The 17,224-nt window shown below is 45.0% G+C and carries 18 protein-coding genes; 8 read left to right on the top strand and 10 right to left on the bottom strand.

Translation table 11 applies throughout. The features are described 5' to 3' along the window. Nucleotides 1-443: 443 nt before the first annotated feature. The 8 genes from MHN09_RS00305 to galE all read left to right on the top strand — a co-directional run bounded on the left by MHN09_RS00305 (nt 444) and on the right by galE (nt 8,423). Nucleotides 444-842 (top strand): hypothetical protein, encoded by a 399-nt coding sequence (locus MHN09_RS00305; protein WP_014948528.1) that lies wholly within the window; start codon nt 444-446, stop codon nt 840-842. Between the two features lie 4 nt (nt 843-846). Beyond that, nucleotides 847-2,679: a polysaccharide biosynthesis/export family protein gene (locus tag MHN09_RS00300; RefSeq protein ID WP_014978535.1), complete on the top strand. Its 1,833-nt coding sequence runs from the start codon at nt 847-849 to the stop codon at nt 2,677-2,679. A gap of 2 nt (nt 2,680-2,681) precedes the next feature. Beyond that, nucleotides 2,682-3,461, top strand: a complete 780-nt coding sequence (locus MHN09_RS00295; RefSeq protein ID WP_014978534.1) for an ABC transporter permease — start codon at nt 2,682-2,684, stop codon at nt 3,459-3,461. Beyond that, nucleotides 3,458-4,132: an ABC transporter ATP-binding protein gene (locus MHN09_RS00290; protein WP_014948525.1), complete on the top strand. Its 675-nt coding sequence runs from the start codon at nt 3,458-3,460 to the stop codon at nt 4,130-4,132. The genes MHN09_RS00295 and MHN09_RS00290 overlap by 4 nt, the downstream gene beginning before the upstream one ends. 12 nt (nt 4,133-4,144) lie before the next feature. After that, nucleotides 4,145-5,263, top strand: a complete 1,119-nt coding sequence (locus tag MHN09_RS00285) for a capsule biosynthesis protein (RefSeq protein ID WP_069943856.1) — start codon at nt 4,145-4,147, stop codon at nt 5,261-5,263. A 217-nt stretch (nt 5,264-5,480) separates the two neighbouring features. Next, nucleotides 5,481-7,001 (top strand): peptide MFS transporter, encoded by a 1,521-nt coding sequence (locus MHN09_RS00280; RefSeq protein ID WP_202941055.1) that lies wholly within the window; start codon nt 5,481-5,483, stop codon nt 6,999-7,001. 100 nt (nt 7,002-7,101) lie between these two features. Next, a complete protein-coding gene (locus MHN09_RS00275; protein WP_014978531.1) occupies nt 7,102-7,404 on the top strand; it encodes a DUF6170 family protein in 303 nt (100 codons plus the stop codon). Continuing rightward, the gene (gene galE, locus MHN09_RS00270; protein WP_014978530.1) at nt 7,401-8,423 is read left to right on the top strand and encodes a UDP-glucose 4-epimerase GalE; all 1,023 of its coding nucleotides are present in this window, start codon (nt 7,401-7,403) and stop codon (nt 8,421-8,423) included. The genes MHN09_RS00275 and galE overlap by 4 nt, the downstream gene beginning before the upstream one ends. Nucleotides 8,424-8,608: 185 nt before the next feature. Here galE and MHN09_RS00265 read toward each other — a convergent pair whose 3' ends face one another. The 10 genes from MHN09_RS00265 to ccmA all read right to left on the bottom strand — a co-directional run bounded on the left by MHN09_RS00265 (nt 8,609) and on the right by ccmA (nt 16,999). Further along, the gene (locus MHN09_RS00265) at nt 8,609-9,553 is read right to left on the bottom strand and encodes a phospholipid-binding lipoprotein MlaA (protein ID WP_014975836.1); all 945 of its coding nucleotides are present in this window, start codon (nt 9,551-9,553) and stop codon (nt 8,609-8,611) included. Between the two features lie 2 nt (nt 9,554-9,555). After that, nucleotides 9,556-10,887 (bottom strand): c-type cytochrome biogenesis protein CcmI, encoded by a 1,332-nt coding sequence (ccmI, locus tag MHN09_RS00260; protein ID WP_239238510.1) that lies wholly within the window; start codon nt 10,885-10,887, stop codon nt 9,556-9,558. Beyond that, nucleotides 10,884-11,375: a cytochrome c-type biogenesis protein gene (locus MHN09_RS00255; RefSeq protein ID WP_069943851.1), complete on the bottom strand. Its 492-nt coding sequence runs from the start codon at nt 11,373-11,375 to the stop codon at nt 10,884-10,886. Before MHN09_RS00255 ends, ccmI begins: the two co-directional genes overlap by 4 nt. A 2-nt stretch (nt 11,376-11,377) precedes the next feature. Beyond that, nucleotides 11,378-12,079: a redoxin family protein gene (locus tag MHN09_RS00250; RefSeq protein ID WP_239238508.1), complete on the bottom strand. Its 702-nt coding sequence runs from the start codon at nt 12,077-12,079 to the stop codon at nt 11,378-11,380. Further along, on the bottom strand, nt 12,079-14,136 hold the full coding sequence (locus MHN09_RS00245; RefSeq protein ID WP_014948516.1) for a heme lyase CcmF/NrfE family subunit: 2,058 nt from the start codon (nt 14,134-14,136) through the stop codon (nt 12,079-12,081). Before MHN09_RS00245 ends, MHN09_RS00250 begins: the two co-directional genes overlap by 1 nt. A 3-nt stretch (nt 14,137-14,139) precedes the next feature. After that, nucleotides 14,140-14,634, bottom strand: coding sequence for a cytochrome c maturation protein CcmE (gene ccmE, locus MHN09_RS00240; protein ID WP_239238506.1), 495 nt, complete (start codon nt 14,632-14,634; stop codon nt 14,140-14,142). A gap of 74 nt (nt 14,635-14,708) precedes the next feature. After that, nucleotides 14,709-14,918, bottom strand: a complete 210-nt coding sequence (ccmD, locus tag MHN09_RS00235; protein WP_014948514.1) for a heme exporter protein CcmD — start codon at nt 14,916-14,918, stop codon at nt 14,709-14,711. A gap of 1 nt (nt 14,919) precedes the next feature. Further along, complete coding sequence (locus MHN09_RS00230) at nt 14,920-15,711, bottom strand: heme ABC transporter permease (RefSeq protein WP_014948513.1); 792 nt, start codon at nt 15,709-15,711, stop codon at nt 14,920-14,922. Next, nucleotides 15,711-16,376 carry a heme exporter protein CcmB gene (ccmB, locus tag MHN09_RS00225; protein ID WP_239238504.1) on the bottom strand — a complete coding sequence of 222 codons (666 nt, stop codon included), beginning with the start codon at nt 16,374-16,376 and terminating at the stop codon, nt 15,711-15,713. The genes MHN09_RS00230 and ccmB overlap by 1 nt, the downstream gene beginning before the upstream one ends. Further along, nucleotides 16,376-16,999, bottom strand: a complete 624-nt coding sequence (gene ccmA, locus MHN09_RS00220) for a cytochrome c biogenesis heme-transporting ATPase CcmA (protein WP_014948511.1) — start codon at nt 16,997-16,999, stop codon at nt 16,376-16,378. Before ccmA ends, ccmB begins: the two co-directional genes overlap by 1 nt. Nucleotides 17,000-17,224: the final 225 nt, after the last annotated feature.

The following is a 17,224-nucleotide window of genomic DNA, read 5'->3' as shown; positions in this document are numbered from 1 at the left end:
TCTTCCAGCGCGATGAGGGCATCTTGTTATGAGTATGCGGATAGAAAACTTCGATATAATATAAAACATTTGTCTAAGTAACCACCCTTCATGCATAAATAACGTATCAAAACGTGTTAAAAACTCATTTGTTGCGAGAATTACCTTAATCACCGCTAAAAAGAGAACCTGTTGTGCGTCTTCTCGCCGCCTCTCTCGAACTATCTCAGCTTCTGTTGTAACGATTGAATAACTACTTTATTCCTTTAACCTGTTAACTTATTCGTCTATTTCCAGCCTTTGCAATGCCAAAAACATATCGAGTTACACTATTGATATGAACTTGTCTTCTATATTGCGGTCTTGGTGAAGACTCAGACAATTCAGCAACTGCGATAGCGAACATGCTTTTTTTAAAACTTATGTTATCCTAGCGCGAAATTGCTATATGGATATGAAAGCTAATGTTCAAACAATTATCTCGTCTAATTTTACCTATCGTAGTTACGGTAGGTGTAGCTGGGTGTTCTAACACTCCTACCGCCACTAAGGCTGACATTCCTTTGGTGCATTCTTCTCTTGCTTATTCCCTTGCACCGGACAAAGAGCTTGCAATAAATATTCCAAAAGCCAACATTTATCATGATACGCAGGAATCATTTTCAATACGCTTCAATGGCCACCAATACGAGTCCTTGAAGCACTATATATCCGCCACAGGCAATAAATGTATCCGATTTTCTTTACAAGACGGTGAAACAGCGTCTTCTGATATTCAGCGTAAAATGACGACATGTCAGCGAAACGGTCAATGGCGAGTAATTACTCCCTTAGTAGCTTCGGCAACAGTGCAAGGTGAATAGATAAATGCAGTCAACCAGCATCAAAAAAACTTTAAAGCGCCTGACGCTAGCGGCTTGTGCAACGTCACTTCTTTTCGCTTATGTGGGCACTGCAAGCGCGCAAAGCGTGGAACAATTGCAGCAATTAAGAGAAAGAGCTCAGCAGAGCCAGAGTAGCGGCATTGCTAATCAGTCCGTATCGCCACTGAGTATTTCAACCCAGCGAACGCTTCCAGGCGCTAGCAGTTCTGCAAATACCATGGGACAGTTTTCAACCCAGCCTCGTAATGGCGTAAACTTACCTGGCGAGCCAACTATTGATACTGTTTTTCCTGCGCAAGCGCCTATGGAAAACCCACCTTTTGCAGCCAACTTATTTATTGGTGGATTTGAGTCGGAACGCAGCACAGGTCTAAATGATAACTATCTCGTTGCGCCAGGCGATAAAATTTCAATATGGCTGTGGGGGGCGGTTAACTTTTCTGACGTAGTAACCGTTGATAATCAAGGCAATATTTTTATTCCTAACATTGGTCCTATTCGTATTGCAAATACACCTGCTGGCAGTGTAAATCAAACCGTTACTGCAAAAATCAGACAGGTTTACACAAACGATGTAAATGTTTACGTAAACCTTCTTACGTCAACGCCCGTGTCAATTTTTGTTTCCGGTCCGGTGCTACGACCAGGTCAATATGCAGGCCTCGCCTCAGATAGCGTGCTGTATTACCTAAAACGCGCCGGTGGTATTGATTTTCAGCGCGGAAGTTTTAGGCAGATAGACGTAGTGCGCAATGGTAAAGTAGTCGCTACTGCCGATTTATATGCATTTTTCAGAAATGGTAAGTTGCCTCAGATGTCGTTTAAAGATGGCGATACCATATTAGTGCACCCAATTGGCAACACTATTGTCGTTGAAACAGGCGCTCGAAATAGCTTCACCTTTGAGTTTCTTAACGAAGAATTGAACGGCGGCGTGGTGAATTACTTTGCGCGACCAGGTGAGTTTTCCTCCCATGCTTCGGTATCTGGTATTCGAAATAACAAACAGTTTGCTCGCTACTTGAGCTTGGATGAATTTGCTTCACTCGAACTAAGTGCAGGCGACACGGTTGAATACCTTGCTGACCACGAGCCCCAAATCTATCGCATTAATGTAGCTGGCGCGTTTGCTGGCGCCTCTCAGATTATGGTTGATAAAGGCACACGCCTTATCGATGTACTAGATCACATCGAAGCAGATACAGCCCTTTCTGATACCCAGAACATTTATCTGTTAAGAGAAAGCGTTGCTGTAAAGCAAAAAGAAATCATCGAAGAAGGTCTTCAGCGTCTTGAGCGGAGCATGTATACCGCTCCCATTAGCTCGACGGGTGAAGGAGCCATCCGTGCCCAAGAAGCTCAGCTTGTCGCTGACTTTATCGCACGTGCTCGCCAAATTGAGCCTCAAGGCAGAGTCGTAGTTTCTGAAAATGGTGATATCGCAAACATTCTGCTAGAACCGAATGACACCATTGTCATCCCAGAGGTAACTGACTTAGTGCACGTAGGTGGTGAAGTGTTACTTCCTCAGTCAGTAGTCTTTAACCCAGAAGCCACGACTGAAGATTATGTTGCTTGGGCCGGCGGATTCACTGAACGTGCTGAAGACGAACGAATCCTTATTGTTCGTAAGAATGGTAATGTTACCTTTACCAGCATCAACAGCTCATTCCTAGCTAGCAACGATAGTAAGTTAGAACCAGGTGATCAGATCATTGTATTGCCTGCTATCGATACCAAGCTATTGCAAGCGGTTAAAGACATTACTCAGATTGTTTATCAGATTGCTATTGCAGCCAACGTAGCTACTAACTAAACATGGTAACGTTTAAAGACCAGCTCTACGCATGGAGAGGCGTGATATTCGCGCTTTTCCTGCGCGAGCTTCAAAGTAAATTTAACGATAAATTTGGCTTAGGCTGGGCATTTTTAGAGCCCTTCGCCTTTATTTTCGCGCTGTCGTACCTTCGTGGACTGATCAGCGGCGATGATATCCACTCTATTCCTCTTTTTCTATTTATGATGATCGGAATGGTCGGCCTGCAGTCTTTGACTACATGCCTCCAGTCAGTATCAACTTCTGTGCGCAGAAATAAGCCGCTCTATGCGTTCAGACAGGTTCAACCTATTTCAGCGATACTCACAGCGGGCTTCCTCGAGTTTTCAGTAAAGGTAGTGGTTGTCGCATTACTATGTCTTGCGCTTTACCTGATGGGCGAGACCTTTACGGTAAATGACCCGTTGCTGCTGATATCTCTGTTTCTTCTTTTGTGGGTATTTTCAATATCCATAGGGATGATTTTTGCTATCGCTGCCGCATTCGTGCCGGAAGTGGATAAGATAAAATCAATGCTTACCCGCCCATTAATGTTTATTTCATGCGTTTTTTTCAGTCTTCAAGATCTGCCTGAAGAATATTGGCCTTACTTAACGTGGAATCCTCTTGTTCACTTCAATGAACTCGCCCGTTACGCTTGTTTCGAATCCTATGGAACAAAGGGCGTATCCCTTGGCTTTCTAATTGAAATTACTATAATTTTTCTCTTCCTAAGCCTTTCGATGTATCACATCACATGGAAGAAGGTGTTGTCTCGATGATAAGAATTGAGAATCTAACAAAGAGTTATCCCAGTAAAATGGGCCCTCAATATATTTTCAAAAATTTGAATTTTGATTTTCCTACGGAAAACAACGTCGCAATTTTGGGTAAAAATGGCGCGGGTAAGTCGACTCTTTTCCGGATGCTAGCAAAAAGCGAATACCCTGACAGAGGCCGAGTTTTAACGAATAAATCCATGTCGTGGCCGGTTGCCCTTCAAACAGGTGTACACCCGCAAATGACAGGGCGTGAAAATACGCGTTTTGTGGGCCGAATTAACAACGTCAAATCGCTTCCAGAATACGAAGAGCAAGTGCAAGAATTCGCCGAACTCGGCGCACGCTTCGACCTTCCTGTAAAAACTTACTCATCTGGTATGCGCGCCAAACTCGTATTTGCGTGCTGCATGAATATTAATTTTGATATTTACCTTATCGATGAAGCGACATCTGTAGGCGATCCGCTTTTTAGAAAAAAAGCGCGTTTATCGCTAAAAGAAAAAAGTGAACAAGCGGGCGTTATTATGGTTAGCCATGAACTTGACCAAATCCGCGAGTTCTGTACGTCTGCCGTTATCATAGATGAAGGCAAACTTACTTATTATCACGATCTCGAAGAAGGCATCGACGTTTATACGCAGGATGCAGACAATAAGAAATCACTCAAATAGGTTCAAATCACAGTGGAAAAATCTCTTACACAGCTCAATGCCCTTCTCAGCAAACACAAAATGCTGTTGCTTGTTCTTCCATGGGTGCTTTACGCCCTATATCTTGTTTTATGGGCTGCACCTCAATATGAAAGTAAAAGCCAACTTATTGTAAAATCAAGTGACGGCGGCAGTAGCTTCGACCCCTCATCTCTCTTGATGGCAGCTGGTGTTTCTGGTGCATCCGGCGGCACGGAAAGTCAGCTTGTAGAAGCGTATATTCAATCTGCCGATATGATTAAGTATCTCGATGAGACTATTGGCCTTCGAGATCATTACATGTCAGACAAAGCCGATTTGTTTAGCGGCCTGTCATCTTCACACAAGCAAGAGGACTTTTATCAGTTTTATCTGAACCATATTGAAGTTAGCGTGGACTCGGCATCTTCTGTAATTAGTTTGCGAACCCGCGCTTTTGACGCTGAATATGCCCAAATAATAAACCAAGCTATAGTTGATAAAGCGGAAGAGTTTATCAATAACATCAATAACAACTTAGCTAAATCAAAGCTTACGTTTGCCAAGGGTGAACACGAGATTGTTGAACAAAAACTTCAACAAGCAAAAACTGAAATTTTAGGCTTCCAATCCAAGTACAACGTGCTCGACCCTACTGCTGAAGGTGCAGCGTTTCAGCAAATCGCTTTTTCATTGGAAGCGACCCTTGCCCAGAAAAAAGCTGAGCTGAGCACTATGTCGACCATGATGTCTAACGTCGCACCAGAAGTGATAAACATTAAGCGTGAAATAGCTGCACTACAAAAAGAAGTAGAAAAACAAAAAGAGCGTATCAGTACCGCTGAAGGAGAAAGTGAAGCCCTGTCAGTCAGTGAATTAATGGCGCAATACAGTAACCTTCAGGTGCAGCTTCAATTGGCTATTCAAGCGTACTCTTCATCGCTTATTACACTAGAAAACGCGCGCGTAGAGGCATACCAAAAACTGCAACATTTGGTAACCGTAGAATCACCTACCCTTCCAGATGATAATGCTTACCCCACGGTTATCTATAACCTTGTTCTTTTTGGTGTGTCATTGCTGCTTATTTATGGAATAGTACGAATTGTAGTAGCTACTATCCGCGAGCTTTAGTGCCTCCATCTATTTAGCAAGCCAACTCTTCAATCGGCTAAGTCGTACAAGACTTAGCCGATTGACACCGCTTTGATGAAGTTTGTCGCCCAAATCTTGTGTCTTTAAGCAAGCTCTAGTATAAGAAGCTATCCGCCTTACGGACGACTATCAAAGAGCCTATCCTATAAGTGCTCTACAATAACAACCATAAGCAATATGGAATTAAAATATAATTATGAAACCATCTAACGATACTAGCTTTTTCGGCCATCCAGGGGGCCTAAGAACGCTATTCTTTACAGAAATGTGGGAGCGCATGAGTTATTACGGTATGCGCGCGCTACTTGTTCTTTTCATGACCGCGAGCTTACAGACACAAGGCTTAGGTTTTACCGTTGCAACCGCTGGCGCAATCTACGGCCTATACACAGGTGCGGTATATTTCCTAGGTTTACCGGGCGGGTGGTTAGCGGACCGCTTAATCGGTGGTAAAAACGCCGTATGGTATGGCGGTATTATCATCTTCGCAGGCCACGTGGTACTTGCCATAGACTTGCAAAACCTTTTCTTCGTCGGCCTTATCCTTGTTGCTTCGGGTACTGGCTTACTAAAACCTAATATTTCTGCGATGGTTGGCCAGCAATATGGCGACGACGATGGCCGTCGCGACAGTGGTTATGCGCTGTATTACATGGGCATTAACATCGGTTCACTCATCGCCTACCTAGTTACCGGTTATTTACAGGAAAACTGGGGCTGGCACTATGCATTTGGTGCAGCTGCCATCGGTATGGCAATCGGCCTAATTCAATATTACTTCAGCAACCGTTCGTTATCGGCTGATTCTGTTGCTCCTGCAAATCCATATCAAGGTGCGGCTAAACAGCGCGCATGGATGGGCGTATGGGCAGTGATTGCACTTGCTGTTGTGGTAATTGTGCTTGCGCACATGGGCACTATCGTTATTGAGCCTGTAGCTCTTGCTCAACAAGTTGCCGTTGTATTTACCATTATTTTCTTCGCTTACTTTGGTTTTATTTATTTCAAAGGTCAGCTAAGCGACAACGAGAAGAAGCGTATGTGGGCGTTGTTCTTAGTGTGTGTTGCTTCAGCGTGTTTCTGGTCTGGTTTCGAACAAGCTGGCTCTTCACTCAACTTATTCGCTCAGAACTACACCGACCGCGTACTTGAAAGCGGCTCGCTACTTACCTCTTGGTTTGGGATGGACGCTATCCCAACAGTATGGTTCCAGCTTTCAAACTCGCTATTTATAATCATTCTGTCGCCTTTCTTCGCTGCCCTTTGGATTAACCTTGCTAAGAGAATGATTGACCCGTCGTACACGATTAAGTGTGCCGTAGGTATCGTTATTATGGCGTCGGGCTTCTTGGTAATGTTTATGGCGTCTCAATATGCTGCACAAGGCCTTAAAGTTGCGCCTATGTGGTTGGTTACTACCTACTTCTTACACACTGTTGGTGAGCTGTGCCTAAGCCCAGTTGCACTAAGTGCAGTAAGTAAGCTATCGCCTAAGCGTTTCGCAGGGCAAATGATGGGGGTATTCGTACTGACTTACTCTATTGGTAACATCATTGCTGGCTTACTTTCAGGTAACTTCGACCCAGAAAACGTAGAGCAAATGCCAGACCTGTATCTTCAGATTGCCCTATTTAGCATCGCCATTGCCATCGTGATTGGTTTAGTGAGCTTTAAATCTCGTTTCTGGGAAAAAGCAGGTATTGAACAAAAAGCGTAATTTATTGTTAGCATGTTTTAAGTGCTGACCAATTACCCTACAATAACCGCCGCAACGTAACGTTCCGGCGGTTTTTTATTAAGGGCATTTGCATAAACCTATGAAGTTTTATTTTTCTACCAGAGACATTCCTGCCTTAAAAGGCCTTCCACTGACAGAGCGCGTTAAGTTGCTTGATCAGGCCGCAAAGCGGCTATCTGTCCCTGAGAAGACTTTACTGAATGTGCTAAAGTTACTCGTCATTGTCCCCGTATTCGCATTTATTCTTCAAACCGCGTCAAATTGGACCTCGTTACTGTGGGCTTTTGTGGTATTTTTAGTTTATCCATTGGTTGTTAAACCTATTCAATATTCCATCTGCGCTAAATACATTGCGCAACCGTCTAGCAAGGAGAATGCATGAAGACCATCTTAGTCACTGGTGGTGCAGGCTATATAGGTAGTCACACAGTTTTACAGTTACTTGAACAAAACTACGGTGTTGTAGTGCTGGATAATCTTGCAAACGCAAGTGCTGAATCACTTCGTCGCGTAGAAGCATTAACAGGCAAGTCGGTTACGTTTGTTCAAGGTGACATTCGCGATACCGCCGTGTTAGATGACATATTCAGCGAGCATAACATTTATGCCGTTATTCACTTTGCCGGTTTAAAAGCCGTCGGCGAGTCTGTGCAAAAGCCGCTTTCATACTATGAAAACAACGTGTACGGCACGCTAACGCTATGTAAAGCTATGCAGAAGCACAATGTAAAGAATATTGTGTTTAGCTCATCTGCAACGGTTTACGGCGATCCAGCATCGCTACCGCTACGTGAAGATATGGCCACAGGCCACCCGACAAACCCTTATGGTATGTCGAAGCTTATGGTTGAGCATATGCTTAGCGATCTTTACGTATCGGACAACGAGTGGAACATTGTATTGCTTCGCTACTTCAATCCCGTTGGCGCACACGAATCTGGCCAGATCGGTGAAGATCCGAACGGTATTCCGAACAACTTAATGCCTTATATCTCTCAGGTTGCTACCGGTAAGCTAGAGCAGCTAAGCGTGTTCGGTGACGACTACGATACCGTTGATGGCACAGGCGTTCGCGACTATATCCATGTTGTTGACCTTGCCAATGGTCACTTGAAAGCACTTGATCGTTTAAACCTTAACATGGGCTTAGACAAATACAATCTGGGTACAGGTCAGGGCTATTCAGTCATCGAAATGATCAAAGCTTTCGAAAAAGGCTCGGGTAAAACCGTATCCTATAAGATTGCACCGCGTAGAAGCGGCGATGTGGCAGCCTGTTATGCCGACCCAACAAAAGCTGCTACAGAGCTTAACTGGCATGCAGAAAAAGGCTTGGAAGACATGTGTGCCGACACATGGAACTGGCAGTCACAAAACCCGATGGGCTATCCAAAGGATTAGCTTGTCGTTCGAACGCTGCCAATAGGCTTGTTCACATACCTAGAACTAAAAAGCCATGCTGTTGAGCATGGCTTTTTTTGTGCGGGCATTTATAGCTAAAGTGACGTTGAAGTTGAGGTTAGATAACAATAACTAAACCCTGCCCCCGAACTTTATCCAACATCGTTTTAATTATTACTCTTGCTCTATTTGCCGTCTTTCGACTTGGCGTCTTTTTCTTTTAGCTTAGCTTTCTCACTGTCATCAACTGATGTATCTTCTGAATCTGTCGACTCATCAACACCTTCTTCCGACGTTTCTTCATAGCTATCAAAATCATTGCCTTCCAACATTGCTTCAAAATCAGCAAAGTCATCTAGCTGCTCATCATCAATGGCTTTATCGCCGCTTTTACCGTCGGTAACGCGAAACTCCAAGTTTTCAAAGTAAGCATTTTTCACAAAAGCATAGTCATCAACAGACTGCTCAAGCTGCGCTTCTTGGTCAAGTAATTGGGCTCTTGTTTCAAGCACCGAAATACCAATACGCGCTAAGTTTACAGACCCTTCGAGTAACGACATCGGAAACGCAAAGCCGTCAACATAATCACCGGTAAAGCTTCGCGGATCGCTTGGGCCTAAAAAGGGCAACATTAAGAAAGGCCCAGTATCCAATCCCCACACAGCCAGAGTTTCACCAAACTGCTCGCGTTTACGCTCAATACCAATTTTAGACGCAACATCAAACGTGCCAACTAACCCTACTGTGGTGTTAATTAAAAAACGAGCCAAGCTATCTAAGCCATCATCAACCTTGCCTTGAAACATATTATTCAAAAAGTTCGCAGGCTCTTGTAGGTTGTCCGTGATGTTCACCAAACCAGTTCGCGCAGGCTGAGGCATCACAGTCACGTAGGTAACTGTTATTGGGCGTAAGATGTAGGCATCCAACACATCCCAGTTAAAGTCCCAGATTTCACGGTTAACCGGCTCGAACGGGTCACGGGGGTCTGAAGTATCCACTACTGGTGCGTTCGACCCAGTGTCTTGAGAATACGCTTTAGCTTGATCTTGCGTATGGTTACTCGCACAGCCACCTAAAAGACTTGCGGCAATAATCAACCCGGTTGCGAGTGATTTAGACAGTTCCATACTTATAATTCCTTATCAATAATAACGCTTAGTGAAGATATTTCGTTGGCAGTAACGCTTGCGCTCACACTGCCTTGCCATTCGCCTTTTGAAACTGCCACATTACCATCTTTGGATAGCCTTGCGGTAACCACCACATCAGAAAGTGTGGCTAGCGTGAATTGTGGCATCATTGCGTTCTCTGTGGTTAGAGTAACGGAAACAGGGAAGTCTTCTATCGGCAGTTTAACCACAGCAGCAGGCATTTTGTTGTCAGAGTTCGCATCTTGAGCGAACACTATCAAGAAACCGTCTTTAGGCGCTTCTGTGCTAGCGTCGTCAGATAAATTCACCGTAATATTAAAGCCGGTTTGCGCTTCGCTGCTATCACTTTGAGCTTCGCTACTAGTATTTTTCGCTTCGCTACTGGCATTTTGCGCTGTTGGTGTATCAGTAATTTCAGCAGCTGTATTTTGTAGTGCTGCCATTTCACTGGTATTCCCTTGTAGCTCTTTTATACGCGCAACTAAACGCTGCGCCATGTCGCTATCTGCTGGCAACTTACCTTCAACTTGCTTATAAAAACGCTGAGTATTTTCAAGGTCGCCAAGTTGAGCAGAGACCACCGCCATCATCAACGCAAGATTATCATTTGCTGGATTGTCGTTTAGCAAGCCCAATAAGATAGATTGTGCACGTTCTAAGTTGTTTACATCCCCTGTGGTCATCAAGGCCTGAGCAAGCGTAATGCGATTAGCAGAGTTAGACGGCGCCAAACTTACCGCTTTATCAATAGCTTCAATGGCCTGCACTTCTTGACCAATACTCAGCATCAATCTGCCAAAATACATCCATCCCGTGTCATCTTCGGGCTCTTCTCTCAAACGCTGGCGTATAGCAAGAGCAAGGCTAGCAATGTCTTGTTGGGTCAGGTTGTTCGCATTACCGCTGGCAAGCTGTTGACTCAATTCGGGCAACGCTTCAATGGCTTGGCTTGCCTGGGTAACGCGATCCATTTGGTTTACCTGCGCATATACAATCACTCCGCAGGCTATCGCAAGCACGGCGCCAATCGCAAGCGGAAGTTTTGCATTACCCGTTTTATGAGATTGAAATGCGCTTTCATCTACCAGCGCTAGTTTTAGTTCGTCAACGGCTTGTCGTTTGTCATGCTCACTAATGAGCCCTTCTTGCACTTCACGATCAAGTTCGGCAAGGCGCTGCTTAACAATTTGCGTATTGCTTAAACTGTCTTGTTTTGCGTGATTTTTATTACGCAGCCATGGGAAAGCGACAATTAGTAGAACAAGCGTAATTAAGCCTGAAACAATAATATAAAACTCAGACCAACTCATTCTTTCTCTCGCTCCAACATTTCATCTGCTTTAGCTAACTTAGCAGCCATATCTTCTGGTGGTGTTACCGATTTGCGGCGAACCACCACAATTAAGGCAATGAAAATAAACAAGACTGGACCGGCCCAAAGCCACAAGGTCGCAGCCGTAACCGGCGGTTGATAATGCACAAAATCGCCATAGCGCGACTTCATAAAATCAATCACCTCCTGCTCTGTTTTGCCTTGTTTTAACAACGCGTAAACTTTTCGGCGCATGTCATGGGCAATCATGGCGTCGCTATCAGCAATATTCTGGTTTTGACACATAGGGCAACGTAATTCGGCGGTAAGCTTTAAAAAGCTCTCACGCTGAGCAGGCGTATCGAAAGAGAACTTATCTTCTGCCGCAATTACCGAATAAGCGCTGAGCACAAACAGCAGTGCTAAAACGTTTAGGGCAATAGCTTTAAAGGACGCTAGACTGTGGGAGGAAGTGTCCGATAACATAATTAATCCCCTCCCTGTGTAATTGCGGTACTTTGATTATTCTTTTCATTAAGCGTGTTCGACAATGTAGGCTCTGAGGCCATCACTGCATCTACATCTACCTTTTTGTCATTACCTGTTTTGCCAGACGCTTGTGCCACCAGCTTGGTATATAACGGGCCAACTTTGGAGTTCCACACCCGCTCGTTAATATCGCCTATGTGGTGCATACGAATAATGCCTTCAGCGTCGATAACAAAGTGTTCTGGCGCTCCTGTGACTCCAAGGTCGAGCGACGTATCGCGATAGACATCAAAAATATTATACGCGTAAGGGTTACCGTAACGGCTGAGCATGTCGGTAACTTCTTGCTGAACACGGCTCAGTGTTTTTGTGCCAAAGTCTGGGTCTAAGTCCTGATCAAAATACAAACCCACAAAGTGAACGTTTTGTTCGTTCTTTAGCTGAGTAAGGTAGGGCATCTCAACAGCGCAGGTCACGCACCATACACCCCATACATTTAATATGGTGACCTTGCCCTTTAAATCTTCAGGTGTATAGGTCACCTCTGGCTTCATCAGGTCTGGCAGTGAGAATGCAGGTAACGTCTTATCCTGAACCTGAGAATCTAACTCTCTGGGGTCAGAAAAAAGCCCTTTAAACAGAAAAATGACCAGCAAAGAAAACAACACTAACGGAATAGCAACGAGTGGTGCTTTTTTCATTATGCGCCCCCTTTCACTGACGCATTTGATGGAGTGGATACTTGACCATGAGATTGCTCAGCGTCGCTTTCACCTTTCCCACCAAATACACGTTTTATCTTTTTTACTTTAGCCATACGGTAACGTTTGTCGCTAATAGAGAAGATACCGCCTATAGCCATAACCACTGCGCCCGCCCATAGCCAGATCACAAATGGCTTAATATAAATACGGATGGCCCATGCGCCATTGTCTAAAGGCTCGCCCATAGCGATAAATAAATCTCTTATAGGATTTGAGTGAATAGCGGCTTCAGTCATCGGCATACGCTGTACGATATACAAACGCTTTTCTGGCTCTAGATGCGCGATCAATTCACCGTCTTGATAAACATCGAATACGCCTTTGTCCGCCTCAAAGTTCGGACCTTGAACTTTGACGACATCTCTAAAGCTAAAGTCATAACCGCCAAGAGAAACGGTATCGCCGATGTCCATGCGAACATCCCGCTCCATTTCGTAGTTTGAAACAAGGGTAATACCGATAATGCAGATAGCAAAACCCACATGGCCCAGCACCATTCCCCAGTGACTTGGCGTAAGCTTGCGAAGTTTAACTAGCACCGATGCATTATCACTGTTACCTGATGGCATAGCCGATAAGCGCTGCATCACCTCTTGCACCGTAGTAACGAGGATCCAAAACACTAATATCATGCCTAAAACGCCCATATAGGTTGGTTCATCATAGGCAAAGTTAACTAGTACACCGGCACATAGCGCAATACCGCCAGCGATTAATAGCTGTTTTTGTAATTCACTGGCTTTTTGCTGTTTCCAGCGCGTAAGCGGGCCAAGACCGAGCATTAGTACGAATGGCACAATCAATAACGTGAACATTTGATTGAAGAACGGAGCGCCTACCGAAATACTGCCTAGACCTAACTCTTTATGTACAAGAGGCAGTAGTGTACCCAACAATACAACCAGTGTTGCTGCGCACAAAAATACATTGTTACCCATTAACAACACTTCACGGGAAAACGCTTGATAGCGGCCTGGGCTTTTAAGTGAAGCAGCACGCATAGCATAGAGCAGTAAACCAAAGCCACTAAGTACAATCAATATTCCTAGTATAAATAAGCCTCGGGTAGGATCGCTTGCAAACGAGTGCACCGAAACAATTACCCCTGAACGTACTAAGAAGGTGCCAAGTAAACTCAAACTAAATGCGGCAATAGCAAGCAGTACGGTCCACGACTTAAACGCCTTTCGCTTTTCGGTTACGGCTAGCGAGTGCATTAGCGCAGTACCGACCAACCAAGGCATGAAAGAGGCGTTTTCTACTGGATCCCAGAACCACCAGCCACCCCAGCCAAGTTCGTAATACGCCCACCAGCTACCTAGCGCAATGCCCACGGTGAGAAACGCCCAAGCAGAAATAACCCAGGGCCTTGACCAGCGTGCCCAGGTTGAGTCTAGCTGGCCTGAAATTAATGCTGAAATTGCAAAAGCAAACGCGACAGAAAAGCCAACATAACCCATGTACAGCATAGGCGGGTGAATGATCATGCCAAAATCTTGCAGCAGCGGATTAAGATCTCGTCCATCTACCGGGAAAAACGGCAGCATGCTGTTGAACGGGTTTGAGGTAAGCAGCATGAATAAGTAAAAACCGATGCCCACCATTCCCAACACCGACAGCACTCTTGCAACCATTGCAAGAGGAATACCTTTGCTGAATATCGCCACTGCTACTGTCCATATGGAAAGCATCAACACCCACAGCAGAAATGAGCCTTCGTGGCCGCCCCACACGGCGGTAATTTTATAATAAATAGGAAGTCGACTATTTGAGTGCTGGGCAACATACGCCACACTGAAATCGTCAGTCACAAAGGCATAGGTTAAGCATACATAGGCAATAAGCGTGAAGGTAAATAAGCCTATCGCCAGCGGTTTGGCCGTTGCCATTAACGCTTCGTGCTGACGGTGAGCGCCCCATAGCGGATAAACGGCCAATAATATAGAGAGCACTAGCGCAAGCGTCAGCGCAATATTTCCAATCTCTGGCACCATTATTTACTTGCCTCCGCTGCCGGTAGACGACTCGTAGGAAGGCATATTTTCAGGTTTAACGTGCTTAATGCCCTTCATTTTTTCAGCTAGCTCAGGCGGCATGTATTCTTCATCGTGCTTAGCCAGCACTTCCTGCGCTTTAATGCTGTTTGCACCAGTAAGTACACCCGTTGCTACAATGCCTTGGCCTTCGCGGAATAAATCAGGAAGGATGCCGGTGTAAGTCACAGTCACCGTTGGGCCAGTATCGATAAGGTCAAAGCTCACAGCTAAGCTTTCTTGATCCCTTTTCACACTGCCAGGTACCACCATACCGCCTATACGAAGACGCTGGCCAACCTGCGGTTTCTGGCCGTTTTTACCTTCAATGATTTCGCTTGGCGTATAGAAAAGGTCAATACTGTCGTTTAGGGCGTAAAGCATCAATCCAATTGCACTTACTATTAAAAAACCGATAATTCCCACTACGGCTAGTCGCTGCTTTCGTCTCGGGTTCATGCAACTCTCACTTCGAAAAAACTAATAAACAATAAAAACGCAAATGAATGCTAAGTTCACTTTTCACATTAACACTAGGTGTTTACTTGCTGTTGCTGTCGTGCTTTTTTAATACGCGCTTTGCGTTCTTTTTCCACCACTACCTGCTTTAACAGGTCGCGATGTTTACTAAAACTCTGAATAGCGATAATGCCCATTGCTAAGAACGTAACGCCAAACGAAAGCCATACATAAAATGCATAGCCTCCCATATTTAAAAAATCGGCAAAGGATTCAAACTGCATCTTAACTGCCCTCTTTTAAACTAGCAGTAGCCGCATCACCAGGTTGTTGATTTAATGCTTTATTCATTGCTAGCGCTTGTACCCAAGGTCGGTGCATTTCTCTAAGCACAATCTCATTACGTAATCGTACAGTGGTAACAGCTCCAATAAAAAAAGCGAAGCCCAGCAGGTTAATTAACAACGGCCACAGCATTTCAGGGGCAATTGAAGGGTTGTCGAATTTACTGATAGTCGCCCCTTGATGCAACGTATTCCACCACTCTACCGAGTAGTGAATAATGGGGATATTTACTACGCCTACAAGCGCCATTACGCCTGCGGCTTTACCCGCCTGCTGTTTATCTTCAAAAGCACCGTAAAGCGCAATCACGCCCATGTACAAGAAAAGCAGAATAAGCTCTGAAGTTAGGCGTGCATCCCACACCCACCAAGCGCCCCACATTGGCTTGCCCCAAGCGGCGCCGGTGAACAGAGCAATAAACGTCATTACTGCGCCGATAGGCGCCATAGCAATCATGCTCATATAAGCGGTGCGCCACTGCCAAACCATACCCACCAAGGCCGCAATCGCCATGGCAACATAGGTGCCCATAGACAAAATGGCGCTAGGTACATGTATATAGATGATTCTAAATGAATCGCCCTGCTGATAATCTTGAGGCGCAAAGGCCAGCCCCCACACGGTGCCTACGCTTAAACACGCTAGAGCGCCAACCCAAAACCAAGGCTGTAAAGTTAAACAAAGCTGATAGGCTCGCTCTGTTTTTGCGTAGGGATGTAACCACTTCCACATTAGTTTTGACTCACTTTTAAAGAATATGCGATGGCAAACGGTGCCAATGCCGCAGCCAATAAAAGCATGGCGGCAATAATAGCAAGTTGCGCATGATAAGGTAATTGCAGTGCGGCAGAATCCACAGCCGACGTGGCAAATATCAGTAACGGAATAAAGACAGGGATAAGTAGCAGTGCCAACAGCACTCCACCTTTTTGCAATCCAACGGTAAGCCCTACTGCAATGGCACCAATTAAGGAAAGTAACGGCGTCCCCAATATCAAGGTTAAGACAAGGGCGATATACATATCGATCGTTAAATTCAAAAACATGGCGAGTAGCGGAGACAACAGCAATAATGGTACAAAGCTAACCAGCCAATGGGCAGCCACTTTTACCGCACTCACCGCTGGTAATGGCATACCAGATAACATGTACTGCTCTAGCGATCCGTCTTGAAAGTCATCGCGAAACAGCCTTTCCATCGCCATGAGCGATGACAAAATTGCCGCAATCCATATTACCCCTGGTCCAATGCGTTGAAGGGTGTCGGGAGACGGACTAACGCCTAAGGGAAATAAGGTCACCACCATCAGCAAAAACATCAGAGGCTGCACTAATTCTGCTTTTTGCTTGAACGCAACCTGCATGTCGCGCTTAAAAATTCCTTGGTAAAGTGACATTAAAAGCGGTACTCCAAATCGAATACACGGTGTTCCCCTGCAGTTTCTGATAGGTGTTGATGCGAAGTAGTAATGATAAGACCGCCGCGACCAACGTGCTCTTTCATACTTTTTTCAAGCATGTGAACCCCTTTTACATCAAGCGCTGTAAACGGTTCGTCCAGTATCCACACCTTTGCTGGCTTTAGCCACAGTCTCGATAGCGCCACACGACGCTGTTGACCGGCCGATAAATACCTTACGGGCACATCTTCAAGTCCAACTAATCCCACTTTCTCTAATACATCAAAAAGCGTGTTAACAGGCACCGATACATTATGTTGAGCTAGCCAGAACGATAGATTATCTAGAGCAGAGAGACTGCCGTTAGTTCCGCTTTTATGGCCAAGATAAAAAAGGTCTTGGTAATAACCTGTCTTGTCCGCTGAAATGTCCATGCCGTTGTACAATACTGCACCTGAATCAGGTGAACTCAGTCCTGTTAAAATGCGCAGCAAGCTGGTTTTCCCTGCACCGTTAGGACCGCGTAAATACAGCAACTCACCGGGTTCGACAACCAGTGAAAGCCCTTCAAAAAGGGTTCTGTCTCGTTTGCTGCAGGTTAATTCGCGCGCCTCTAACACTACCTGGCTACTCCAACCTTAAAAAGAGGTTCTAAAAAATGGCGCTAGTCTACCACATGAACGCTTTTTCGCAGTCGCGAATTCCAATTAAATATGATTTACTTCAATGACAAAGGTATTTTTCCTGAGAGCCATCCGTCGTGAGTAAGTGTTATCCCTCCGCCTAAAGGATGAATTCTTTTGCTTCATCTTATCAACTGGTTAATAACGAAACTGCCAAACAGA

The sequence above is a fragment of the Alteromonas sp. MmMcT2-5 genome, assembly GCF_022348315.1.
Classification (GTDB): domain Bacteria; phylum Pseudomonadota; class Gammaproteobacteria; order Enterobacterales; family Alteromonadaceae; genus Alteromonas; species Alteromonas macleodii.
The sequence above is the reverse complement of the archived record's forward strand: the minus strand, read 5'-3'. Positions and strand labels throughout refer to the sequence as shown.